Consider the following 23,520-nt stretch of genomic DNA (forward strand, 5'->3'; position numbering starts at 1 on the left):
TATATTTTCCTGAAGAAATTGCAGACCCTGTGTAGCCATATTGAATAGATAATGAAATATCAGAAATTGTATTCCACTCCCAACTATTAGGCACTTCAAAAGGTATGTTCTCATAATGGGATTTATCAAAAGAATACTAAACATTATCAATCTGATTAATAATCAAATAACCCTCTTTCTCATCTGCCATACAAAATTATATTCCACGATAAAACACAAGACCAAGCTCCGTTTCCGGCAAAAATCTTCCTTTTTCGTTCCTTAAAAGCGTATTTTTGCCGAAAGTCTTGTTGATTTATCGCTTCATATTGAAGGTGTATAGCAGTTGAGAAAGAGATAGAAAATTCAAACTCTTGATGACTTATGACGCCAAAGTAGGACATCTCTTCGCCAATTTCGGACAAGGCAGGAAATTCTTTGGTGGTTCATTATCTTTGGTATAACTTTGCTTTGACATTCATTGATAAAGTAAGATTGTATGCGAAAAATTACTTATATAAACCTATCCCATCGGGAGGCAAACACCCGGATTTGGAATTTTCTGATTGAGAAATACAAGTCTATCAAACAGCATAATGTGCCAATGGCATATTTGTGGCTGGTTGTAGCCTGTATCGCTTTCGGATTCATTGCCGTTTTCGGTTGGTTTGCTTATCTTACCGTGTTTTTTCAAGATATACGTTTTACGCCTCACTATCTGCGAACTGTTATCCGGCACAATCAAATGACAATTTCTCAAGTCAATGACTACCTTAATTCACAGGTGTTTAAATACAAAACGAGTTTATCACATGGGCATTTCTCTCTCAAAGGACAAAGCCGTATCGAAGCAACGTTCGAGTTGCTGTACAAAGAATTCAGATTGCCGGACAACAGCGATGCGCAAGTCATATCCCATATTGATGAAGTAAAACAGATTGTCATTGAAGGAAATACTGAAATTAAAACAGTTTCGGCATACACGAATCTAAAATCGGTTGAAGAGCAAAAGGAATTGGAACGCATACAAAGATTGAAGGAGGAACAGGCACAAAGAAAGACCTCGGCTAACAATCGCAACAAAGGAAGAATGTTAAGCTCTTTTGAATCGGCTTTGTCGGACGAACAACTGAACAAGCTGACCAACTGCTGTAACGCCATACCTATATTTACTCGTGATATTGAAACGTATGAACTAAAAGAAGTACTCGTAGGCTCACAGACAAAGCCTTTGCAATTGGATGTAAATAAACACATCGCCCTACTTTTTAACCAATTAAGCGAACATAAACTGATATGCAAAACATGGATGAGTGTCGCCGAAAGAAACCAATGTTTCCTGTCTAAAAAAGAGAAACTAATAGTATCCAAAGACTTGTCTTCCGCCTTGTCTGCCTCTTCCACTATCAAATTGGAAGTAGAAGAAGATATTAACAAATGGGTTAAAGCCATCGTAGAGCAGAAATAATACATCCTCAATACACTTGAATGAGCCTGAGATTATATTAATCTTGGGCTTTTTTATTGTCCACAATTCTCAAAACATTGGCGGTTAATACGAATACATTGGCGGACAATCTTTCTGTTGCTTGGATGATATTCCTTTGCGCTCGAAAGGTAGTCGCGACACCTGATTGTATCATTAATAAAAATTATTCGTATGGAAAATAATGTATTGGAAAAGCGTCTGGAAAAGATTGAGAATTTGCTTCTCGGACAAAAAGATGTGTTCACTTTCGATGAATGCTGCGGGTACACAGGTATATCAAAGACCTATATGTACAAACTAACATGTACAAGCAAGATACCCCATTTCAAGCCTCACGGCAAGACAATCTATTTCAGCAAGGAAGAAATAGACAAGTGGCTGATGCAAAATCCGGTGAAAACAGCAGGGCAAATCGAACAGGAAGCAGCGACGTATGTAGTAACAGGTCATCGAAAACGGTAAGCCATGAACTACATCGAACTGATAAATAACTTTTGGCTGATTGACGAACAGAAAGGGTTCAATGGACATGAAACACGGTTGTACTTCTTTCTGCTTTGCTTAGGCAATCGCTTGTTTTGGAAAATGGAATGGCTCGAGTACGGAGACGATAAGATGCAGGCTTATATCGGGATTTCGGCTGCTACCTTGCGTACTTCTCGGAACAAACTAAAGGCAGCATCCCTTATTGACTTCGTTGTCGGAGGGCAGGAATATAGGACAAAGACAAGGTATAAGATTTTAACACCTAATCCGACACCTTGTCATGGCTCTATACCTTATAGTAAAACAAATACAAAAACAAACACTTTTAAAACAGTTAAGAATGAAAGATTTTCAAAGAGAGAATTTGTTGCCTCCGGGAGTGATTTTGACTAATAAGCTCGATTTGTGCATGGAGACCATAAAAGCCCGCTTTGCCGGTGAAAAAAAAATAAATGAGTCGTTACGATTTCCTTTTCCGTTTGAGTACGAGGAGTATAAACTGTTGCTGGCTCAAAGTGCCAACGTTATTTTGGAACAACGGCGAGAAAAACAGTCGTTTGTGTTTGATGAAAAGAATGAGTCGGTCATTCGGCAACTTTTCTTCTACCTGACATTAGACGACCATTTTTTCGGCGACCCGCAAAAAGGTATAATGCTTGTAGGAAAATACGGTTGTGGAAAAACGCTCATTATGCAAGCCATGGCGGAGATGTATAACTCCGTGATTCATTCCTTGCACCTGCAACGACCACTGCTGAAATTTCTCAAATCGTCCGAATTGCTGGATTTATTGAAAGAGAAGTCCATCAAAAGTTTTTCCCAACAACCGCTTGTCATTGATGAGTTTGGGCGGGAGCCGAAACAAATCATGGATTTCGGCAACTTGCGAAGTCCGATGATTGAACTATTGTGCAAGCGATACGATACCGGAGCATGGACACATGGAGTAAGTAACTTCACTTTGGAAACGCTTGGTTCCGAAAATCTTTACGGGCAAATGACTGGCGACCGATTGAAATCCATGTTCAATTTTATTGAACTCAAAGGCGAAAGCCGGAGAAAATAAACCGATTTATGAATCGGGAAGTGAATATACGAAAGCAGATATTTCTAACATTGCAAGATGTCAGTTTGTATAAACAAACTGCTCTTGCACCGCTTCCGCTCCCCACTTCCGTTAAAGAATGATGAAGCATGAATAAAACAGAAATGATAATCATGAGATGCTCGGTTTCGGAGAAAAGCATCATCTCCCGCATGGCAGAAAAATGCGGCATGGGCATATCCGAGTATTGCCGACAACAAGCAATGCAGGGCGAAGTTTGGGCGATACCCAAACTGTCGTCCGAGGAGGTGGAGTATTTTCATCTGCTGAAAGCGTATTGTGTAAACTTTAACCGGATTGCCAATTTGATTCGGAATAAAGACCTATCGTTGTTGGATGCTATTCGGGAGCTTGTAAGCAATCTCACCCAATTACAAAAGCGGATTATATGATAGCCAAGGCAAAAGCAATAGCACACGGAAGTAGAGCTATCGAATACGCAATGCGCGAATCCAAAAAAGGCGACCTGATTGCATCGAACTTGATTCAGGATGAAACACCGGATAAAATCTATCAGGAATTTGTGGAGGCACAAAAGTACAACAGTCGTTGCAAGAACAAATTTATCCGAATCGAAATTGGCATTGCTCCACAGGATGAAGCAAAGTTAACGGACAAGGAGCTATCCAAAATCTGTTGGGAGTTCAGTCGGAAATTCGGGTTTGGCAATCATCAATGGATAGCCTGCACCCATCGGGACACCGACAACCTGCATTTACACATGATAGTAAACCGGATGAGCATAGACAATAAAGTCTATCAAACGGATTTTATCAGTAAACGAGCCGGAAAGATTGCTGAAGAAATCAGCCGTCAAATGGGATTGACCATCGCCAATGAGGTACAGCGAAAAGAAAAATATCGCCCTGACGTGATGTTCTTTGAGCGGATGATGGCGCGAACTCGAATGGAACAGGCGGCAATAGCTGTTTTGAAAACCCGCCCGAAATCACTCAAGGATTTCACAAACGGGATGCAAAAGCGGGGAGTAACCGTTACAGAAGCCAAGAACAAGAAGGGAAATACCTACGGGCTTCGGTTTTCCGGTGACGACCAGACGTTCAAGGCTTCGCAAATTGGCAAAGAGTTTGGATACAGGACACTATTGAATACTTTCTCTGAAAACAGGCAGGAGGAGTATCAGGCAATGCATCAGGAGAATAATCAGTCCGTAGATTTGGGAGCAGCCATTGCAGGTGGTGTATTAGCCGGTATCGGCTCTATAGGCTCCATGCTACCTTTGGATTGTGCAAATCCGGATGATTACAATCCAAGCCTATCAGAGGAAGAAAAAAGAAAACGTAAACTTAAAAAGAAAAGAAGATATGGCAGACAATTCTAAAAACAATCCCCGTAATCATTCAGTCCACGATGCGATGATGGCTGAAATAATCGTAAAGGAACTGGGGAAGTTCAGTAATTCGCATGAGTTGATAATGGAGAGTACCCAAAAGATTCTTTCCCGATATGATGACATTGGCATCCTGATTGAAAAGATGGAGCAGCGAGACCAAATCATTGCCAAGTGCATCAAAGACCTCCAGCTATCGACAGACGATTACCTAAAGCTCACAGAGCTATCCATGGATATGGCTAAAGAACTAAAGGAAGCCAACGAACAAGGTATCGGCATCGAGCAGGGTTCATTGGATAAAGTCATCGCTGCCGTTCAGAAAGCCAATGAGCCGATAAGGGAACATATCCGATGGCTGACGTATGGAGTAGGTGCAGCAATAGGAGTTTTGCTCATCCTTTCTTTGATGTTTTAAGGGGAACTTTTTACACTCTTTTTACACCCTGCTAAAACACAAATAGCTGATTTTCAATTGAAAATCAGCTATTCAGGGTACCCAGAGCCGGGGGTGAGATAATAAAAATACAGCTAAATACAACTAATTATTGCACATATCATTTTCGATATAAATAACTGTATATTAAATATATGAATACAATATTTCTTTTATTTGAATTTAATCATATTGAATTATTTTTGACATGTGTGGGGAAAATGTGGGGAAAATTTTCTACCTTTGTTGCAGCATTTTAAAGCGTACTTTTATGAAGGTAACATTTATAGTCAAAAAAGAAGCCAAACGGCACGATATTGATTCTAAGGCAACAATTTACGTGCGGTTGAGAGATGGCAGGAGTTTCGATTCCGTTACGCCAACCGAACTTTTTATTAACCCCAATTTATGGGATGATAAAGACGAGCAGGTTAAGAGTAAAGTCGTTTGCCCCTACGAACTACGCGACGAAATTGATAATGGGGTTCGCAATTTAAAATCCTATATCGAAAAAGAGTACCGGCTCATTGAAAAAGAAAATCTAACCAAAGATTGGTTGAAAACCACTGTGGATAGGTATTATAACCCCAAGAAATATTTTGTGCCGGAAGCGATTGAAGTAAAACCGACTTTTCAGCAACTGTTGGACGAGTTCCTGCTCAAACACAAACTTTCAGAGGTTCGGAAGAAAAACTTCCGTGTTATTTGTCGTGCGATGATGCGCTACGAATTGTTTGTCAGGGCAACCAAACGTGGACAAAAGGCGTTTGCGTTGGATATTGATACTGTTACTGCTGATACTTTACATGATATGTGGGATTTTTTTGAAAACGAACATCTATATTTTGAAAAATATCTGGCAATTTACGAACAGATACCGGAAAAGCGCACTCCACAACCAAGAGGTAAAAACACATTGATTGATTGCTTTTGTCGAATCCGCACATTCTTTTTGTGGTGCCATGAAAAGAAAAAGACAACTAATAGACCGTTCGACCAATTCCGAATCGACGAATGTACCTACGGAACGCCGGTCTATATCACACTTCAGGAACGAGACAAGTTATTTGAAAAAGACCTGTCGGCAAGTCCACAATTGGAAGTCCAACGCGATATTTTTGTTTTTCAGAGCCTTATCGGTTGTCGCGTTGGTGATTTGTATCGAATGACTAAAAGCAATATTGTTAATGGCGCGATTGAGTATATCCCCCGAAAAACCAAAGAAGGTAATCCGATAACTGTCCGCGTTCCGTTGAATGACAAAGCGAAAGCGATATTGGACAAGTACAAGGATTGCGATGGCAATAAACTGTTGCCGTTTATTTCGGAGCAAAAATACAATGATGCAATAAAAAAAGCGTTTAAATTAGCTAAAATAGACAGGATTGTTACTATTCTCGACCCACTAACCAACGAAGAAGTAAAGAAACCTCTATATGAAGTAGCGAGTAGCCACATGGCGCGACGAACTTTTATCGGGAACATATATAAGAAAGTAAAAGACCCGAATTTGGTTGGCGCTTTGAGTGGACATAAAGAAGGAAGTAAAGCTTTCAACCGATACAGGGAGATTGACGAAGATATGAAAAAGGAATTGGTCAGCATGCTGGATTAGATAAAATTGGAAATGTTGATTACCTTTGTAGTCTAAATTTAGATTATGGAAGAAGGCAAATTATTGGATAAAAAATCGTTGCGTTTTCTGCAAGGCAAAAACACCGATTGGAACGAATTGGCGAAAGATTGTATTTCGTTTGCCAATGCGCATGGCGGCAATATCTTAATCGGAATAGAAGACGGTGATGATTTACCGCCTGAAAATCAAAAAATTGGCGACAATATAATCCTTGAAACTATCCATAAAAAGATTTCAGAGAAGTCTGTCAATGTTGCCGTTGCAGTAACGCTTGAAACTGCAACGAATAATGCAAAATATATCCGAATCAACGTATCAAGAAATGTAAATTCGCTTGCATCTACTACCGATGGGAAATATTATATCAGAGTTGCAGATGCTTGCAAACCGGTTATGCCCGAAGATATTGCCCGAGTTGCCGCCGATAAAAATGCTTTTGTTTGGGAAGAACTGACCACGATGCACATTGAAAAATCCCAAGTCGATGAAAAGAAAAAAGCGAATTTTCTGCATGATGTAAGAACGTCTAAACGTGTAAGTGATTTTGTCAAAGCAAAATCCGATGAGGAACTTCTTGATTATTACGGATTTCAGAAAAATGGCTATTTGACCAATCTTGGAATTTTGTGGATTGGACAACGGAATGACCGTTCGTCGTTACAGTTTGCTCCAATTATTCAGGTTATTCGCCATAACGAAAGAGAGGAAAAGGTGTGGAAAACAATGTTGAACGATTTTTATCTGAATCCGAAAGAAATCTTGGATAAGATAATTCACGATATTCCTGATTGGCAGGAAAGTATCGAAATTCCGGACGGCATTTACCGGAAAAACATTCATTTCTATCCCGAAGAAGTTATTAGAGAGTTGTGTACCAATGCTTTGGTGCATAAAACATATACCGCAAGGGGTGATATTTTTATAAATATTTATCAGGACAGATTAGAAATTCGCAATCCCGGTACATTGCCTTATGGCGTTACCCCAAAGAATATTCTATCAAAATCTATCCGAAGAAATGAGAATCTGTGTAAAGCCTTCTTTGATTTAGTTTTAATGGAAAGCGAAGGTAGCGGATATGATACGGTTTATGCAAAATTGTTGGAAACAGGAAAATCTTTACCGATTGTAGATGAAGACGACGATAGTGTAACCGTTACTATTGCAAAAGATTTTGTCAATCGCGATATTATCCGGCTGATGAATAAGGTAAAAAATGAATTTCCATTAAAACAGAAAGAAATAATTACTTTAGGACTATTGGCTCAACAGGCTTATACGGCTACAGAATTATCTAAACTTCTGAATCAAGACGAGGAAAAGAGTTTAAGAAGTTGGTTGGGTGACTTGGTTGAATATGGTTTGGTAGTGAAGACAGGAGAGGGTAAAGGGACTGTATATGAGATAAACAACAAAATTGTTCAACAGCCTGAATTTAAGGGGAAAGACGACAAAAAGAAAGTGAAGGATTATAAGTTGGAAGAATTAATCTACAAAGATTTAATTTCTTATCCCAATAGTTCTTTTGGCGAAATTCACAATAGAATAGGATTGGACATAAATAAAAATACCATTCGTTGGATTTTGAAGCAATTGGTTGATAGTAATAAATTGGAAGTAACAGGTGCAAACAGATGGGCAAGATATTCTATTGCGAAAAATCCGCAAGAAAATCAATAGATTGCAATAGAAACCCTGCAATAAATTGCAATAGAAATGGTAAAAAAGTCTTCTTTGAAAGTTACATTGCTGAATATTAGATTTATAATAAAATATTTTTATTGCGAAAAATCTGCGAGAAAACACTTGTATGCTTTATAAAATGCTCAATATAGCTTATGGGACAACAGGAATACAATAACTTCAAGCAACGCCTGAAAGAATGGAAAGAAACCCATCCGGAGGAATACAACCTGTTCGAGGAAGAAATGAACGGTCGGGATGCTGTTGGCTATCAAAAGATTTTGAATCTGGCCGTTACTCTTGTTCCTGCATATCAAAAGTTTATCAATCAGAAAGCGAATCAGGGAACTTTTGATGATATTTCCGAAATTGAAAACCTGTTCACAGAAAACCAATTAACCCAAACATTACTCAACGAATTTGAAAATCCAGATAAAAACACCATCATTCCCGCAATGCTCTACTGGCTTTACTTCGGACAAAGCTTTGAACGCATGGTAGAAAAAGGAGAAGAATTACGCAAGATGCTGGACATTAGTTATATCAGGAAATTCCTTATCAAATCTACCATCCGTTTACTTAGAAACAAATCCATCAGCTTGGGACTTCGCGCCAAATCAGACTGGGAAAAGCATTATCTACTGATGAAAGAAGTAGATGATAGTGAAGTTCTTGATTTGGATATAGATGCAAAAATAAACACATCATTTGCTAAACCAAAAAATAACAAAGAATTATCATTGGAAGACATGATAATGGTTGGCGATGAAAAGAAAGAAATACTCTTAACCAAAATCAGGGATTACATCCGGCAGGGGACAAAAGGCAAGAAAATCGCATGGATGATTCTTGCTTTAAGACAATTAGGTTATATTCCCAATACCACATCCGACCGGCATTTGTTCAATGCGATTCGTGAAAAATTCGGATTAGACATCGGTTCGGACAAAGGTATTTATGCTTACCTTGACCCTTCTGTACAGAAGTATGACCGTCCCGAAATCGAAGCTTTGATGAACTACTTCAAGCTAAATTAGATTCAAATTGATTCAATTCCGTTGAAACTTTTTCTGTGTAAGAATGTGAACTTTTCCTGTTGATTATTCGGATAAATTTCGTATATTTTTGTAGCCGCTTTCCACTATTCGGATAGCGGCTTTCTTTTTTTGTATGCCTGCCGGAAAAGAAAGTTTCATACCGTCAGGCGTATGTAGTGTATGAAAAATCTATTATCAATTATCCAAGACAAAAAAGCCAGCATCAAATTGGAAGTAAGCGGGGAAGATTTATTGGAGTTTTCCAACGATTTGATAAACAGGGCAAAATCGGAATTATCAACAGAGATAACCGAAGCACGGAAAGAACGATACCTCACCCGCAGTGAAGTAAAGGAAATTTGTGGTGTTTGCGATGCTACTTTGTGGCACTGGAATAAAAAGAACTACCTGAAAGCTATCAAAGTGGGGAGCAAAGTACGTTACCGAATGTCGGATGTCAGGCGGATTTTGGAAAGTAACCAAGAAAACCTCTAATCCCATGAAAGAAGGAAACAAGGATTCGGGACTGTACATCCGCGTGGGTACAACCCTCTATAAGATTGTACGCCGCCCTCTGATGAGCGGTGATTTTATAGAGGAACGCCGTGTGTGGAACTATGAGACCCTCCGACAAGACCACTCGAAAGACTTCATTTCCCGGATTGAGAAGTACGACGGCTTTTGCTCTGTCCCCGACCACATTAGTTATCAGCGCAGCATCGGCACATTCTTGAATCAGTATGAGCCGATTCCGTATCAACCTGCACAAGGGAATTATCCTTTAACACTTGAATTTCTTCGGCATATTTTCCACGAACAGTTAGAGATGGGTTTGGATTACCTGCAATTGCTTTATCTCAAGCCATTGACTAAACTTCCTATTATTCTTTTGGTTTCCAATGAACGAAACACAGGTAAAACTACTTTTTTGAATTTTCTGAAAGCCATCTTTGCCGGAAACATGACATTCAACACCAACGAGGATTTTCACAGTCAATTCAATTCCGATTGGGCGAACAAGTTGATTGTCGGCGTCGATGAAGCTTTGCTTGACCGCAGGGAAGATTCCGAACGTATCAAGAATTTGAGTACTGCCTTGTCCTACAAGGCGGAAGCCAAAGGCAAAGACCGTCAGGAAGTAGAATTTTTTGCCAAATTTGTTTTGTGTTCCAACAATGAAACCTGTCCGATTATCGTAGAAAAAGGCGAAACGCGCTATTGGGTGCGAAAAATACATCCGCTTACTCAAACAAATGTCAATATGTTGGATAATCTGAAAAGGGAAATTCCGCAATTTCTGAATTTTCTTTTACACAGGGAATTAAGCACAAAGAAAGAATCCCGCATGTGGTTCAGGCATGATTTGTTGATTACCGATGCTTTGCGCCGGATTATTACACATAATCGGGGAAAAGTGGAAAACGAAATGATTCATATCATTTCAGACCTGATGCAGATACAGCAAGCGGAAGAATACCTGTTTTCCGTCAATGACCTGTTTGATATGGTCAGGCGGACAGCCATTTCGACCGATATCCATCAAATCCGAAAAATATTGCAGGACAAATGGCAGCTTCAACCCAAGCCACCGACTTATTATACGGCTTGCATATTCGGTTGCAACGGCGAAATTCTATCCTTATCTGGCAAAACGGCAAGAGTGTATTGCATCTCGAAAAAGCAACTGGACGGGATTATGTCAGAATGTTAGAAGTTTATTATAATTTATTGATTTACAGCAAATAATAAGCCTTACAAAGTTCCAACAAATCTCTTACAATCCAACAAATGATAAAACGAACAAAAATATCGAGCTTGTAAGAAGGATGTAAGATGGATAAATCGCTAATAAACAATGATTAAACAAATATTTCTAACAATATTACGAATTTTAGGGGTTTTCCCTTGAAAAGAAAAAATAATAAGTTAAACACAGCATTATGAATAAGTTAAATAAAATATCAATAAAACAGTATTTGGCAAAAGTGAATATTTATCCGGTAAAGGATTACAGACATTACGGCATGTATCACTGTCCGTTCCGTAACGACCATAACGCAAGTTTCAAAGTCGATTACAATAAAAACGTATGGCATGACTTCGGAACAAACGAAGGCGGGACAATGATTGACCTTGTAATGAAAATGGAAAATTATTCATTTCATGAAGCTGCAACCAAATTGGAAAAAGAATATAGAATGAATCCCGATTCATTTTCTTTTCATGGGAATACTGTTTCCAATGAGATAAAAAACGATGAACCGACAACGACTATTCAAAACATCATCCCGATTATCCATCCGAAATTAGTCGCATGGCTTCAGGAAAGAAAGATTGATTTGGACTTGACAAACCGCTATTGTAAGGAAATTCACTATCGGATAAATGACAAAAACTATTTTTCAGTTGGGTTCAGGAACGACAAGGGCGGATATGAATTGAGCAGTCCGCCAAATTTCAAAAGTTGTATTTCGCCGAAAGACATTACAACTATTCGGAATAATAGCAACACATGTTTGATTTTTGAAGGCTTCTGGGATTTTCTTTCTTACCTTACGATTCAAAAAATCGAAAAGACCAAGCACAATGTCGCCGTTCTCAACTCGGTTGCCAATATTCAAAAAGCAATGGATTTTCTGAAATCGCACAAAGAAATTTACACTTATCTGGATAACGATGATGCAGGACAAAAGGCAAACGAGTTGATTCAGTCGGCAGACTCTACTGTGTATAATCGTTCGACAAAGTACGCAGAGCATAAAGACTTGAACGATTATTTGCGTCAAAAACCGATGGTAAAACCGGAAGTGAAAAAGAAAAAAACGGGTTTGAAACTATGATTATTTACAAACGGATGATAACGACAGGCTATACCTGTTTTTCAACGGAGCAAGTTTATGTTTCGAGTGCATCGAAACGGTGAATTATCCCGCTGGTCTCCATTCAAAACTTGTACAAATATGATAAAAGATAAAACAGGCGGGCGACCGAAATTAAGTCCCACCGAAAAACTGAAATACCGGATAGCGGTCAATCTTTGCACGAAGGATTATTACGCTCTGAAAGCGAAAGCCGCCCAAGCAGGAATGACCTGTACCGAAGTTGCGCGGCAGGCAATCATCGGTTGCCAAATCCGCCAACGATTGACACCCGAACAAATGGACTGTATCCGCAAAATATCAGGAATTGGAAACAACCTGAATCAGATTACCCGAAAGGCAAACACCGAAGGTTATTCCAATGTCCGAAGCGAATACCTCTATTTGGCAGATAAAATTGATAACGCATTAACTCTTTTGGAAAATGGTAGCAAAGATAGTTAAAGGGAAAGGTTTCAAGGGCGTAATCAATTACGTTCTCGACAAAGCCAAGCAAACGGAATTAATTGCAGCGGAGGGTGTTCGTCTGAAAAGTAAAGAATCCATTATCCGCAGTTTTATAGTTCAAAGCGGATTAAATCCGAAAGTATCCAAAACGGTCGGTCATATCTCATTGGATTTTTCGGCACAGGACAAGGAAAAACTGACCAATGCGAAAATGGTACAAATTGCGACCGAGTACATGACAAAAATGGGAATTACAAACACGCAATACATTATCGGCAGGCATTACGACAAGGAACATCCACATGTCCACATCATTTTCAACAGGATAGATAATAACGGCAAAACGATTTCAGACAAAAACGACCGTTACCACAGTGAGAAAATTTGTAAGGAGATGACCGAAAAGCATGGATTGTATTTTGCACAAGGAAAAGAAAATGTAAAACGGTATCGCTTGAAAGAGCCGGATAAAACGAAATACGAAATTTTCGATGCCTTGAAAGCAGCAGTATCCAAATGCAGGAATTGGAATGAACTGAAAAAGGAACTTCAAAAACAGGGTATTGCAATATCTTTCAAATATAAGGGTAATACGGACGAGGTTCAGGGAGTAATGTTCCAAAAGAACGGATACACGTTCAACGGCTCAAAGATTGACAGGCAATTCAGTTACAGCAAGATTGATTTCCAACTGAAACAGAATGACAGAGAACAAAATATTCAACTTACAAACAATCATTCCCAAAATCAATCTTCCGTCTTGGAAAATGTCGGTTCTGTTTTGGGTGGGTTATTTGATATTCAACCGTCGGGAATGGATTATGACCTCGATGAGGCAGAATTATTAAAACAGCACAAGCCCAAGAAGAAAAAGAAAAGAGGATATCATTTATAAATCATTAAAAAACAAAATAATATGAGTAATAATAAAATGAATACTTCCGAAGTATTCGCAATGTTTGAAACAATAAACAACAAATTGGATAAACGTACAGACAAGCCGACAGAGCCGGCACATGTTGATATGACAGCCGTAAATGCGATGACAGAGCGATTGGAAGATATGATAGAAGAAGTTAGGAAGCCGTCCGTAGTCGAACATCAACACCGCCATACGATTGACATTCATTCCAACTGGTTTTTCCTTTCATGGATAGCATTGGCTGTAATCGTGCTTGGTTCGTTTTGGACAATTGCTAACCAACGGCAAACGATTAGCCAATACAGGGACAATGATTTGAAATACAGGTATATCAAGATGCAAGGGCAAAGCAATGATGACAATCTTTATCGGTTGGAACGGCAATTCAAATATAACGATAGTATCAAAATTATTCGCAAGCAAGTAGAAAAATATGAGAAATTGGTTAAGGAACAAGCGAAAAGGATAGAAAGGGCAAAGCGGAATGCTGGAGAATTGGAAAAATTGCAGAGAGAAGTAGGAAAACTTAAAAATTAATAGTCTGACAATAAATTATATATAAGTTGTTTGCGTTTTGTTTGGAATTTTGGACTTTTTTTATTATGGATTTTTTTCGTAACTTTGCCACCCCTAAATTAGTATTATTATATTTAAATGATAGGAATAGACATATTTTCTGGTGCAGGCGGTTTAAGTCTCGGTGCTGAATGGGCTGGGATAGAAGTTTTATGTGCTATTGAAAAGGATTGTCATTCTGCAAAAACATATAAAACAAACCACCCTAACACAAATATTATAATATCTGATATACAGAATATTAACCCCAATGAGATAGCGAAGAAAGGAGATGTATTCATTCTTTTCGGAGGCCCTCCATGTCAAGGATTCTCTACGTCCAACAGGAAAACACGAAACGATGACAATGCCAATAATTCTCTATTTCGAGAATTTTTGCGATTCACGACTGAATTGTATCCCGAATGGATTTTGTTTGAAAACGTAGAAGGAATTGTCAATTATAACAAAGGGCGAATAGTGGAAAATATCAAACGGTCTTTCAGTGATTTAGGCTATTCAATCTCTGATGGAATATTGTACGCTTCGGATTATGGTGTTCCACAGCATAGAAATAGATTTTTCATAGTTGGAAACCGGAAAAATATTCCTTTCGTATTTCCTGAAAAGATGAAGGATATTATTAGTGTAGGGGAAGCAATTAATGATTTACCGCTTCTAAATAATGGAGATATTTTTGAACAGTTACCATATAGAAAAGATATTAAACCAAGTTCTTACGCTAAGATAATGCGTAAAAATTCAAAATTTTCAACTCAAAATATAATTTCAAGAAATTTTGATTATGTAATTGAGCGCTACAAATACATTAAGCCTGGACAAAATTGGAGAGCGATTCCCGAGCATTTAATGGCAAATTACAAAAATAAAAATAATTGTCATAGTGGAATTTATAAAAGATTGAAAATTGATGAACCTTCTGTTGTTATTTCCAATTATCGAAAGAATATGTTAATACATCCTATTCAAGATAGGGGTTTGTCAGTTCGTGAAGCAGCTCGATTACAAAGTTTTCCTGATAGTTTTATTTTTGAGGGAAGCATTCATTATATTCAGCAGCAAATCGGAAATGCTGTTCCTCCTTTGTTAGCTAAAGCGATTTTTGAACAAATATTAAAATTAGATAAACAACTATGAACTTACAGCAAGGAACATTACAAGATTGGTTTTATAATCAGGAACAGTATCTTAATCTTTTTCCAGATAAAAAGAATTATGTTTCTTACTATAAATCATTTAAAGATTTTTTAGACAGAGAAATACATCCGCATATTGGAACTGTAATGAGTAGAGAGAATCCCGTAATATTCTTAAACGATCACAGTGCAAAGCATGTTGATATGGTTATAGAAAAAGCATCCTACCTTTTACTTGGTTTAGAGGAATCTATTGCCATTAGCCCATATGAAACCTTTATGCTATTAACAGCAATCCAGATACACGATGCAGGACACATTGTAAATGCCAACAGAGATACTCATGCGGAAGATTCAAAAAAATTAGTTCAAGAACTCGACAATAAAAACATAACAACTTGGGAAAAGAAAATAATCTTAGATATTGCAAAAGCTCATTCAGGGAAAGATGATTTGATTGGTAAACAAAAATTGTCAGATGGGAATGGTGTAGATAAGATTAGATACAGATTGTTGTCTGCTATTCTTCGTATGGCAGACGAACTTGCAGATGGTAGGGCAAGGGCAGCTAACTATCTCTTATCTGAAGGAAGAATACCTCCGTCCAGTGAAATTTATCATGCCTTTTCATCTTGTTTGGAAAAGTTTAATGTATCAGCGGAAAGTCACGAAATCACAATGATATTTAGTTTAAATAAAGAGCAGAGTATAAAATTATATAAAAAGTCAAAGAGTGAAACTGAATTAGAAGAACTATTTCTTATAAATGAGATTTATAAACGGACTCTGAAGACATTTAATGAATGCTTATATTACAATCGCTTCGTTCCTGAAAATATGAGGATATCATCTGTTAGTGTCGAGATAAATCTTTTGGAAGCAGAGTCAATAGAATCTTTTTTCGAACCAATAAAATATCGTATAGAAGAAAGAGGTTATCCAATACTATCATCAAATGATATTTTCGAAATATGTAAAGAGAGCTTGGTTAATAGTGCTGGAGAAAATATAGATGGACAATATATTGCTAATCAGATAAATAATCAATTATTATGCAAGAAAAAATAAATCCTTTTGAAATTAAAACCCCTGAACAAATTTCGGCTCAGGATATAGTTGATTTATTTGTCGATGTTTTCACTGACTTTAATCAAGTTTTAGAAAAAGGTCATACTTTCTTGAATGGACCAAGAGGTTCGGGTAAAAGTATGATGTTTAGATATATTATGCCTGATTGTCAGATTATTGCCAAGAATAAAGAAGTTAACTCATTAGATTTCTTTTCATTATACGTCCCTATAAAATTGACAGATATTAATATTCCTGATTTAGGGCGACTTGAAAATCACGCTGAGTATATATTGAATGAACATTTATTGGCAACCTATGTCCTTTCAAAATCAATAGAATCAATAATAAATGTTTTTGATGAAAAACTAAATCAATATTCCTCTGAAATTGAGAAATTTTATAAGGAAGATTTTTTGCGATTGGTATCATATTCTGGATATAAGATTTCAGAATATACGAGTGATAAAGGCAAAGATTATTTCAGGCAAATGGCTGATATTGTTAGCAATATGACGAGAGAATGTACAAGATATTGCAAATCTATTGCATTATCAAAAAATATAGATGGTTATTATGGTTCAATAATAGACTTTATTGATTTTGTATATCCATTCTTATTGAAATTAAAGCAATTACCTTTCTTTGCAAAGGATAATCCATTCTTTGTTCTTATTGATGATGCAGGATATCTTAATTTACCACAAACAAAAGTTTTAAATACATGGGTTTCGTATAGAACAACGAAAGATGTTTGTTTTAAAATCTCTACACAATTGGATTATAAAACATATTTAACCACAAATGGAAAAAGGATTGATTCTCCGCACGACTATTCGGAGGTAAATATTTCAACTCGATATTCAAGTAACAAGAGTACATATAATGAACGAATAGAGCAAATCGTAAAACGAAGAATCAATAAATATTTAAACATTCCAATTGATGATGTCAATGTTAGATTTTTTTTCCCTGAAGACGGAAAGCAAAAGCAAGAAATTGCGGCACTTGCAGAAGAATTGAGGGAAAAACATAAAAATCCCGAAAAAGATTATGCTGCGAATGATGCCGCTAAAAGATATTCAGTGCCTGAATACATTAAAAGACAGCAGCAGCAACATCGTTCTGGGTTTAATTATAGTTATGCGGGGTTTGACCAATTAGTTGCAATATCATCTGGAATCATTCGACACTTTTTAGCCCCAGCTCAAGAAATGTACTCTGAATATATTTCAACAAATAAAGGACAAATTCCTGATTTTATCCCTGATTCAATTCAAGATAGTATAATAAAGAAATATTCAACGGAATTTCTTACTGTTGAATTTGATAAAATTCGTACTGATAATAGGAGTTCTCAAAAACATACGGATAATGCTGATATGTTGTATAATCTTGTCGATTCCTTAGGGCAGTTATTTCATAAAATCTTGGTCTCAGATTTAACAGAAAGAAGGGTGTTCTCTGTTGCATTAACAGATAGACCTAACGACCAACTAAGAGAAATACTTGATTTAGGAGAACAATACGGCTATTTGCATAAAAGTACGATTGGAAATAAGCAAGGAACAGGCAGAAATAGGCTTTATATTTTGAGTAGAATATTAGCTCCTAATTTCAAACTTGACCCTACAAGTTTTGCTGGCTATCAATTTATGAAAAGTGAAACATTAGCAATTGCATTAACTGATAGAGCAAAATTTCTAAGTTGCTTCTCAAAGAAAATTAATTCAACAAGTAGCAACAATGAACCACGTTTATTTGATAACATAGAAAATTTCTACAATGATGAAGACTATTAAACATTCAGAAATAAAGCAATCAATACAAGGATTTGACTTGTTTATTTGTAGTTCCAGTTTTGAACATAGATGCTTGGAAATTGCAAAGAATATTGATATGATGCAATTTAAAAATATTGTCATTTGTCATTTTGAGAATAACTATCCGGAAGCGGAACAAAATCTTATAAAATTGCAAGAAGTCTTCTGCCTGAGGGAAGACATAACAATGGCTAAAAATAATCCTTTGGCAAATTATGATAAATTATATGATTATTTCATGTCTTGTGATTTTAGTAATGTTTTATTTGATATTTCCACATTTACACGAGAAAACTTTTTGATGATTCTTCAGTTATTTAGGCAAGAACCATTCAAAGATAAAACATTAACATTGTGTTATAATCCATCGGATAAGTATTCCTCTGTCCCTGATAACGATATGGATAAATTGTGGTTATCTAAAGGTGTACAAAACATAAGAGCGGTTTTGGGGTATTCCGGAGATTTCTCTCCCATAAAGAAACTAATGCTTGTTGTATTAATCGGTTTTGAGGCAGAACGAGCACAAATTGTTATTAATAATTTTGAGCCTGTTTTACTGTATTTAGGGAAAGCGCCTGAATCAAAAAGTAAGAATACAGAAATAGCTAAAATAAACGAACATAATTTCAAAAAGTTGATAAATCTAAATCCCGATGCGAAACAATTTGAATTTTCATGTATAGATTTTCAACCAACGATAAAAGCATTAAGTGAAATAATAGAGCAGCATAAAAACGAATACAATATCGTCATAAGCCCGATGTGTAATAAAATATCTACTTTAGCTGTCGCATCAACTGTATTTAAATATCCAGAAGTGCAAATCTGTTACGCCTCAACAAATTTGTATAATATTGATGCGTATTCGACCCCTTCTGATTCTATTTGTTTGATTGAGTTTGATGAATTGTAATTGCATACTTACTCATTATCAAATGGAATGTTCATTGATATATGAAATATTTTTGCTCAATGTTATATTCATAGTCTTTGATTTATAGTCAATAATTCCCGACCTTTGCACCATGGAAATAAAGGCAGAGATAGGTCAACGCATAAAATTTATGAGAGAACAAGCATCTATGTCTCAGTTGTAAAATAAAATATATGGCTAATGAAGTTAAAATATATGATACAGTAAATACTGTTGATAGCAGCATTGTTGATGATTTCAAAACAATAATAAGGGAATCCAAAGAGAAATTTTCTTGTGAGCCTATCAAGATAAGTAATACCCATTTTAGGTTGGGTTCTAAAATTCACATAACGGATTTTTATTATGCAAAGCCATATTTTCAAGAGAGCAAAAATGCCTCAAATTATGCAAAAATCATTGCCAAAGATATTGAAAACAATCCTACGTTTAAAGATACTATAAACAAAAAAAGCAAAACGTTTCTATCAATAATTGGATATGGATTATATTCGGAATTATTAGTGAGTTATATTAAAGATGAGTTAATAAAAGATGCTTTAGAGATAAACACGAATACTGTGTCCGATACGGAAGATTTTAAATTCAATAAACCGGATAGCGAAATTTACGAAAACGTTGTTATAGTTGTTCCTATCGCTACTACTTTTTCTACTTCAATAAAAATGGAAAGAGTAATAAGACAAAAGTATAAAGAACAAGGGAAAGAAGGAATCAATATAATACAGCCATATTACAATATTTTGGCAGTTTTAGATAATACCTTTGATAAGTGGAATACCGGAGAGGAATTGCCGCCAATATTTACAAAATACGGTTGGGAAGATATTGATAAAACCAAGCAAATTATAACAACAAACGGTTTATCCCAAAACCAAAAAGTTAGACAAAGGTTTTATTTTCATCTTCCTACAAGTTGGCAAAGTATAGATGAGTGTGAAAAATGTTTTCCTGATGGAAATTCAGAATGTGAAAAAGGACATAAAGAATGCTTGAGGTGCAAAAAGTGTTGTGCGAAAAAAGAAATTCCTTTGTTTTATACTGACAATACTTCACTTACTCCAGAGTTGATAATAGATTCGCCCGTAGCACGGGTTATCAATAATAACCGCAAATTAGAAATAGATATAAGTCAAAAGCCTACTATTCGGTATGGGCATATCAAGCGAAATGAAAACCATTATCATTACTATTTCAATGACTATGCTGTGTGGGAAAATAATAAACAGAAGGTTGTAGAATGGCTTTCAACGCACACGACTGAAAAAGAAGACAGTAATAAATATGTTATTCTTGCACCAGGACATTTTTCCAACGCTGAATTTGTCGAAATGGTAAATAAGGTGGTTTTCAGTAACCAAGCAATCATAATTCATTACGACCCAACAATAAAAAATCCTCAACTATTTGATTATTATTACAAAATATCTCAATACGAAGAGGCAAATTTATATTATGTCGATGATGTCGTTACTTCCGGCTCAACCTTATGCGAAGCGGATTTATTAATAAAGCGTATCATAAAGCCTGAAAAGAAGTTTACCAAATGTTTCTTTTTTGTAAATCGTTCCGGCTTTTATGAAGATAAGGACATAAGAGGTGTGTGTGAAAAAATATATGCATTTGCAGATTTACATTTACCATATATAAAGTCCCAATATAATATTTGTCCGCTTTGTTCTGAGAAAAAAAAGTATGAGAAGCTGATTGAAAATTCATATCTGACACGAGTGAAACTTTACTTTATAGAAAAAATGAATAAACTCACAATATTGGAAATAAATGATTCAAAAATACCGAATGCTATTACTGACAAGAAAAAAACATCTATTCCTTTAAGGGTAGAGGCTAATCATAGAATCTATGAATTGTTTCAAGGAAAAGAAAACAAGGGGAAAAATACCGGATTTGAAGAATCATGTAAAGAAACTTTTGAGGACTGGTTTATAAATTATTTATTAACAAACACAACATCGCCATTTGAAACATCGTATTTTGAATCAAAAGAATCGTCTTGCTATAAAGAAGGGTGTATATTGTCGGAACGTGAGATAGCAGTATTAAAAAATCTTACCCAAACACCGTTTTATAATTATAAGAATATTCGCAAAAAAACTTTTAATTGGGTAATTGAACTATTAGAGGAAAAGGTTGACAAATGGAATGAAAACAACCAAATAACAAACGACTCTTTCAAAGAATTGAAATTTCTTATACGGCGGGCAACCCTCTTAAACTCCAACTATATTATATCATACAAACTATTGCATCTCATACAACAACTATACAAAAGTATTAAAGATGATGATTTGCGTGGTTTTTCAAAATTCTTTACAGCACAGGTTAATGAATTACTGCATAAAGATGAAGCCCGAAGCATAGAATTGAATATTAGGCTTAAATATTTTGAAGAAATACAAAACAATCCGCCGTTGTTTAAGCAATTAATCCGTATGCTTCGCGAAGAAAATGCAGCGGTTATACGGACTTTTGCAGAATTTTTTGAAAAAGAATGGAATAATTCTTCAGAAATAGAGCCTTCGTTTTCAGTTAAATCCATTGATATAGCTTTAGAAAATATTGAAGCAGAAATCAAAAAATGCTTGGTATCGTTTGAAGATAAATATTTGTACAAATTGATGCTTAAAATGATAAATAGTGAAAATGATTTGACAGAAAAAGAATTAAATGAGGTAACTAAATTTTTGACGTTAAGAATATTATTAAGGGATAGCATAAACGATAAAACAGACAATCTGCCGGATAGTGACCAAGAAAAGTTTTTCAGTCATTTATTTAACGGACTAAATGATATAGTTGGCTCTAATGGCTGTTTTGCCATTGTAAAGTACAAACAAAGTGAAGATGAGCCATACTATTTATTACACAATCAAGGTAATAATAATGATACCATTCACAATATTATGGGACTTTCTTTTCTTAATAATCTGTTGGCTGAAGGAAAAAGTCCTGCTAATGAGGGAAACAAACAAGATTCTATTTCAATTACCGAGTTTCACTATGACGGAAACAAATGGACAGATTTGTTTGATGATGAAACCAACAAAACTACTCAAGCATTATCCGGCTTTATACTTCCAAATAATAACAATCGTTTGTTACTGCTTCGGATAGACAATGATACAGTTGGAAAAGATAACAAAGGAGAATACCAAACAGAACACTATGGACAAGCATTGATAGGTTTTTATTATCACTGTGAAAATAAAGAACTGACTGATATAAAAAGAATCCGATATTTGTTACTACTGCGAAATGATATTAGCAAGTATCTGAAAAAAATCGTGGAAAAAAGCGGAACTTTTAGAGATTATGTAGAGAAAAAAGAAAATCAACGCAAGTTTGAAAAAATATATCTTGATTCTGACCACAGTTTTGGAAGTTATGAGATAGAGGACAAAATAGATTTAGATGAATTAGAAACTACAAACCTAATAAGTGTGTATAGAGCATATTTTTCTCATACAAATATGATTATAAATCACATATACAGTAATATTGAGCAAAATCATAAACTGACTCTGCTTGACATGGATTCTCTTCCTTTTGTAAAATTAGCAGATATATTTGATGAAAAAAATTTATCTTTAATACAAAAGGGATTTAGAGATAAAGTTATTGGTCACTGTTGGGAGGGAAAATTGGTAATAAATACTAGCTTTTCTGATACAGCAGAAACACGGTTCCACAAACAAATACTTAGGGCATTTGTAATACAATGTTTGGATAACGCAATGTATCAAAAGCATTTGCCATCAGATAAAAAAACTATTACTTTATCAATAACAGACAATCTTATAACAATCAAAAACGACTTTACAGGAATTGAGACAGAAGAAGTTCAGAAAAGTAAAGATAGGTTCACTAAAATAAAGAATTACATTAAAGAGTTAAAGTGCAAAAATTATTCACACATGACTCTTACTGCATTGCAAGGGTATTGTGATAAATTCAATTTTGAATGTGACTATAAATTCGATAGCTATAGTAATTTTATAGTAACAATAAACTTAAATAATTCAAGTAATTATGAATAAAATACTCATCATTGAAAATGAAGAAGATGATTATGATAAAATAGTAACATCTGTTCCAGGTTATGACTTTTTGCCTAAAAAAAGCGATTTCATAACCACAAAAAATAAATTTCAAACAAATTTGAAATCTGTTTGTGAGTGTACTTCGGATTTGATTTTGCAAAATTATTCCGATTTAAGGTGTATTATCTGTGACCTGAAACTTGCAAATGTTAAAGGGAAAGAGGTTATTCATTACATTAGGAAACAACTTTCGATAACTGGATATCCGGATTTTAATAAATTTGTTCCAATAATTGCATATACTAAACATACTGATACAAACATATTAGAAGATGCTTTAAACCCTAACTCCGCTTAATTTAGGTAGTCTATTTGAATTTTGGCGAACAGCCTCTGTGTTTTCTGGGTGATTTCGGACAGGCGCCATTGGTTTCTTATCTTCATTTTGTAAATTGCTTTTGAGAGTTCA

22 protein-coding genes are annotated in these 23,520 nt (G+C 35.7%); all 22 read left to right on the forward strand.

Annotated features, from left to right (window positions below; translation table 11 throughout):
* Positions 1–478 precede the first annotated feature (478 nt).
* The 22 genes from ACYPWY_RS13345 (at position 479) to ACYPWY_RS13450 (ending at position 23,409) form a co-directional block, all read left to right on the forward strand.
* Complete coding sequence (locus ACYPWY_RS13345; protein WP_459686034.1) at positions 479–1,447, forward strand: hypothetical protein; 969 nt, start codon at positions 479–481, stop codon at positions 1,445–1,447.
* Positions 1,448–1,639: 192 nt separating this feature from the next.
* Positions 1,640–1,930, forward strand: coding sequence for a helix-turn-helix domain-containing protein (locus ACYPWY_RS13350; RefSeq protein WP_459686035.1), 291 nt, complete (start codon positions 1,640–1,642; stop codon positions 1,928–1,930).
* A 3-nt stretch (positions 1,931–1,933) separates the two neighbouring features.
* Complete coding sequence (locus ACYPWY_RS13355; protein WP_459686036.1) at positions 1,934–2,347, forward strand: hypothetical protein; 414 nt, start codon at positions 1,934–1,936, stop codon at positions 2,345–2,347.
* Positions 2,295–3,020, forward strand: a complete 726-nt coding sequence (locus ACYPWY_RS13360) for a hypothetical protein (RefSeq protein WP_459686037.1) — start codon at positions 2,295–2,297, stop codon at positions 3,018–3,020. The genes ACYPWY_RS13355 and ACYPWY_RS13360 overlap by 53 nt, the downstream gene beginning before the upstream one ends.
* A 128-nt stretch (positions 3,021–3,148) precedes the next feature.
* Complete coding sequence (locus ACYPWY_RS13365) at positions 3,149–3,451, forward strand: plasmid mobilization protein (RefSeq protein WP_459686038.1); 303 nt, start codon at positions 3,149–3,151, stop codon at positions 3,449–3,451.
* A complete protein-coding gene (locus ACYPWY_RS13370; protein WP_459686039.1) occupies positions 3,448–4,401 on the forward strand; it encodes a relaxase/mobilization nuclease domain-containing protein in 954 nt (317 codons plus the stop codon). The genes ACYPWY_RS13365 and ACYPWY_RS13370 overlap by 4 nt, the downstream gene beginning before the upstream one ends.
* Positions 4,385–4,828, forward strand: a complete 444-nt coding sequence (locus ACYPWY_RS13375; RefSeq protein WP_459686040.1) for a hypothetical protein — start codon at positions 4,385–4,387, stop codon at positions 4,826–4,828. Before ACYPWY_RS13370 ends, ACYPWY_RS13375 begins: the two co-directional genes overlap by 17 nt.
* 289 nt (positions 4,829–5,117) lie before the next feature.
* The gene (locus ACYPWY_RS13380) at positions 5,118–6,461 is read left to right on the forward strand and encodes a tyrosine-type recombinase/integrase (RefSeq protein WP_459686041.1); all 1,344 of its coding nucleotides are present in this window, start codon (positions 5,118–5,120) and stop codon (positions 6,459–6,461) included.
* Between the two features lie 45 nt (positions 6,462–6,506).
* A complete protein-coding gene (locus tag ACYPWY_RS13385) occupies positions 6,507–8,162 on the forward strand; it encodes an ATP-binding protein (protein WP_459686042.1) in 1,656 nt (551 codons plus the stop codon).
* A gap of 158 nt (positions 8,163–8,320) precedes the next feature.
* Positions 8,321–9,202, forward strand: a complete 882-nt coding sequence (locus ACYPWY_RS13390) for a DUF6043 family protein (protein WP_459686043.1) — start codon at positions 8,321–8,323, stop codon at positions 9,200–9,202.
* Positions 9,203–9,382: 180 nt separating this feature from the next.
* A complete protein-coding gene (locus tag ACYPWY_RS13395; RefSeq protein WP_459686044.1) occupies positions 9,383–9,697 on the forward strand; it encodes a helix-turn-helix transcriptional regulator in 315 nt (104 codons plus the stop codon).
* Positions 9,698–9,701: 4 nt separating this feature from the next.
* Complete coding sequence (locus tag ACYPWY_RS13400; protein ID WP_459686045.1) at positions 9,702–10,913, forward strand: primase-helicase family protein; 1,212 nt, start codon at positions 9,702–9,704, stop codon at positions 10,911–10,913.
* Positions 10,914–11,142: 229 nt separating this feature from the next.
* Positions 11,143–12,042 (forward strand): toprim domain-containing protein, encoded by a 900-nt coding sequence (locus tag ACYPWY_RS13405; RefSeq protein ID WP_459686046.1) that lies wholly within the window; start codon positions 11,143–11,145, stop codon positions 12,040–12,042.
* Between the two features lie 120 nt (positions 12,043–12,162).
* On the forward strand, positions 12,163–12,525 hold the full coding sequence (locus ACYPWY_RS13410) for a MobC family plasmid mobilization relaxosome protein (protein ID WP_459686048.1): 363 nt from the start codon (positions 12,163–12,165) through the stop codon (positions 12,523–12,525).
* Entirely contained in the window at positions 12,506–13,423 is a 918-nt protein-coding gene (locus tag ACYPWY_RS13415; RefSeq protein ID WP_459686049.1) for a relaxase/mobilization nuclease domain-containing protein, read from the forward strand. The genes ACYPWY_RS13410 and ACYPWY_RS13415 overlap by 20 nt, the downstream gene beginning before the upstream one ends.
* Positions 13,424–13,444: 21 nt before the next feature.
* The gene (locus ACYPWY_RS13420; RefSeq protein ID WP_459686050.1) at positions 13,445–13,987 is read left to right on the forward strand and encodes a hypothetical protein; all 543 of its coding nucleotides are present in this window, start codon (positions 13,445–13,447) and stop codon (positions 13,985–13,987) included.
* 117 nt (positions 13,988–14,104) lie between these two features.
* Positions 14,105–15,163: a DNA cytosine methyltransferase gene (locus tag ACYPWY_RS13425; protein WP_459686051.1), complete on the forward strand. Its 1,059-nt coding sequence runs from the start codon at positions 14,105–14,107 to the stop codon at positions 15,161–15,163.
* Complete coding sequence (locus ACYPWY_RS13430) at positions 15,160–16,230, forward strand: HD domain-containing protein (protein WP_459686052.1); 1,071 nt, start codon at positions 15,160–15,162, stop codon at positions 16,228–16,230. The genes ACYPWY_RS13425 and ACYPWY_RS13430 overlap by 4 nt, the downstream gene beginning before the upstream one ends.
* Positions 16,215–18,032, forward strand: a complete 1,818-nt coding sequence (locus ACYPWY_RS13435; RefSeq protein ID WP_459686053.1) for an ORC-CDC6 family AAA ATPase — start codon at positions 16,215–16,217, stop codon at positions 18,030–18,032. Before ACYPWY_RS13430 ends, ACYPWY_RS13435 begins: the two co-directional genes overlap by 16 nt.
* Positions 18,016–18,969 (forward strand): hypothetical protein, encoded by a 954-nt coding sequence (locus ACYPWY_RS13440; RefSeq protein WP_459686054.1) that lies wholly within the window; start codon positions 18,016–18,018, stop codon positions 18,967–18,969. The genes ACYPWY_RS13435 and ACYPWY_RS13440 overlap by 17 nt, the downstream gene beginning before the upstream one ends.
* 194 nt (positions 18,970–19,163) lie before the next feature.
* Positions 19,164–23,048, forward strand: coding sequence for a hypothetical protein (locus ACYPWY_RS13445; protein WP_459686055.1), 3,885 nt, complete (start codon positions 19,164–19,166; stop codon positions 23,046–23,048).
* On the forward strand, positions 23,041–23,409 hold the full coding sequence (locus ACYPWY_RS13450; RefSeq protein ID WP_459686056.1) for a response regulator: 369 nt from the start codon (positions 23,041–23,043) through the stop codon (positions 23,407–23,409). Before ACYPWY_RS13445 ends, ACYPWY_RS13450 begins: the two co-directional genes overlap by 8 nt.
* Positions 23,410–23,520: the final 111 nt, after the last annotated feature.

The organism is Viscerimonas tarda (assembly GCF_054601255.1).

Bases quoted from the DNA above. Each gene is read 5' to 3' on its own strand.
- ACYPWY_RS13370 (WP_459686039.1), top strand. From the start codon at position 3,448: ATGATAGCCAAGGCAAAAGCAATAGCACACGGAAGTAGAGCTATCGAA.
- ACYPWY_RS13375 (WP_459686040.1), top strand. From the start codon at position 4,385: ATGGCAGACAATTCTAAAAACAATCCCCGTAATCATTCAGTCCACGAT.
- ACYPWY_RS13365 (WP_459686038.1), top strand. From the start codon at position 3,149: ATGAATAAAACAGAAATGATAATCATGAGATGCTCGGTTTCGGAGAAA.
- ACYPWY_RS13390 (WP_459686043.1), top strand. From the start codon at position 8,321: ATGGGACAACAGGAATACAATAACTTCAAGCAACGCCTGAAAGAATGG.
- ACYPWY_RS13415 (WP_459686049.1), top strand. From the start codon at position 12,506: ATGGTAGCAAAGATAGTTAAAGGGAAAGGTTTCAAGGGCGTAATCAAT.
- ACYPWY_RS13410 (WP_459686048.1), top strand. From the start codon at position 12,163: ATGATAAAAGATAAAACAGGCGGGCGACCGAAATTAAGTCCCACCGAA.
- ACYPWY_RS13425 (WP_459686051.1), top strand. From the start codon at position 14,105: ATGATAGGAATAGACATATTTTCTGGTGCAGGCGGTTTAAGTCTCGGT.
- ACYPWY_RS13380 (WP_459686041.1), top strand. From the start codon at position 5,118: ATGAAGGTAACATTTATAGTCAAAAAAGAAGCCAAACGGCACGATATT.
- ACYPWY_RS13355 (WP_459686036.1), top strand. From the start codon at position 1,934: ATGAACTACATCGAACTGATAAATAACTTTTGGCTGATTGACGAACAG.
- ACYPWY_RS13440 (WP_459686054.1), top strand. From the start codon at position 18,016: ATGATGAAGACTATTAAACATTCAGAAATAAAGCAATCAATACAAGGA.
- ACYPWY_RS13395 (WP_459686044.1), top strand. From the start codon at position 9,383: ATGAAAAATCTATTATCAATTATCCAAGACAAAAAAGCCAGCATCAAA.
- ACYPWY_RS13400 (WP_459686045.1), top strand. From the start codon at position 9,702: ATGAAAGAAGGAAACAAGGATTCGGGACTGTACATCCGCGTGGGTACA.
- ACYPWY_RS13450 (WP_459686056.1), top strand. From the start codon at position 23,041: ATGAATAAAATACTCATCATTGAAAATGAAGAAGATGATTATGATAAA.
- ACYPWY_RS13350 (WP_459686035.1), top strand. From the start codon at position 1,640: ATGGAAAATAATGTATTGGAAAAGCGTCTGGAAAAGATTGAGAATTTG.
- ACYPWY_RS13420 (WP_459686050.1), top strand. From the start codon at position 13,445: ATGAGTAATAATAAAATGAATACTTCCGAAGTATTCGCAATGTTTGAA.
- ACYPWY_RS13405 (WP_459686046.1), top strand. From the start codon at position 11,143: ATGAATAAGTTAAATAAAATATCAATAAAACAGTATTTGGCAAAAGTG.
- ACYPWY_RS13385 (WP_459686042.1), top strand. From the start codon at position 6,507: ATGGAAGAAGGCAAATTATTGGATAAAAAATCGTTGCGTTTTCTGCAA.
- ACYPWY_RS13345 (WP_459686034.1), top strand. From the start codon at position 479: ATGCGAAAAATTACTTATATAAACCTATCCCATCGGGAGGCAAACACC.
- ACYPWY_RS13445 (WP_459686055.1), top strand. From the start codon at position 19,164: ATGGCTAATGAAGTTAAAATATATGATACAGTAAATACTGTTGATAGC.
- ACYPWY_RS13435 (WP_459686053.1), top strand. From the start codon at position 16,215: ATGCAAGAAAAAATAAATCCTTTTGAAATTAAAACCCCTGAACAAATT.
- ACYPWY_RS13360 (WP_459686037.1), top strand. From the start codon at position 2,295: ATGAAAGATTTTCAAAGAGAGAATTTGTTGCCTCCGGGAGTGATTTTG.
- ACYPWY_RS13430 (WP_459686052.1), top strand. From the start codon at position 15,160: ATGAACTTACAGCAAGGAACATTACAAGATTGGTTTTATAATCAGGAA.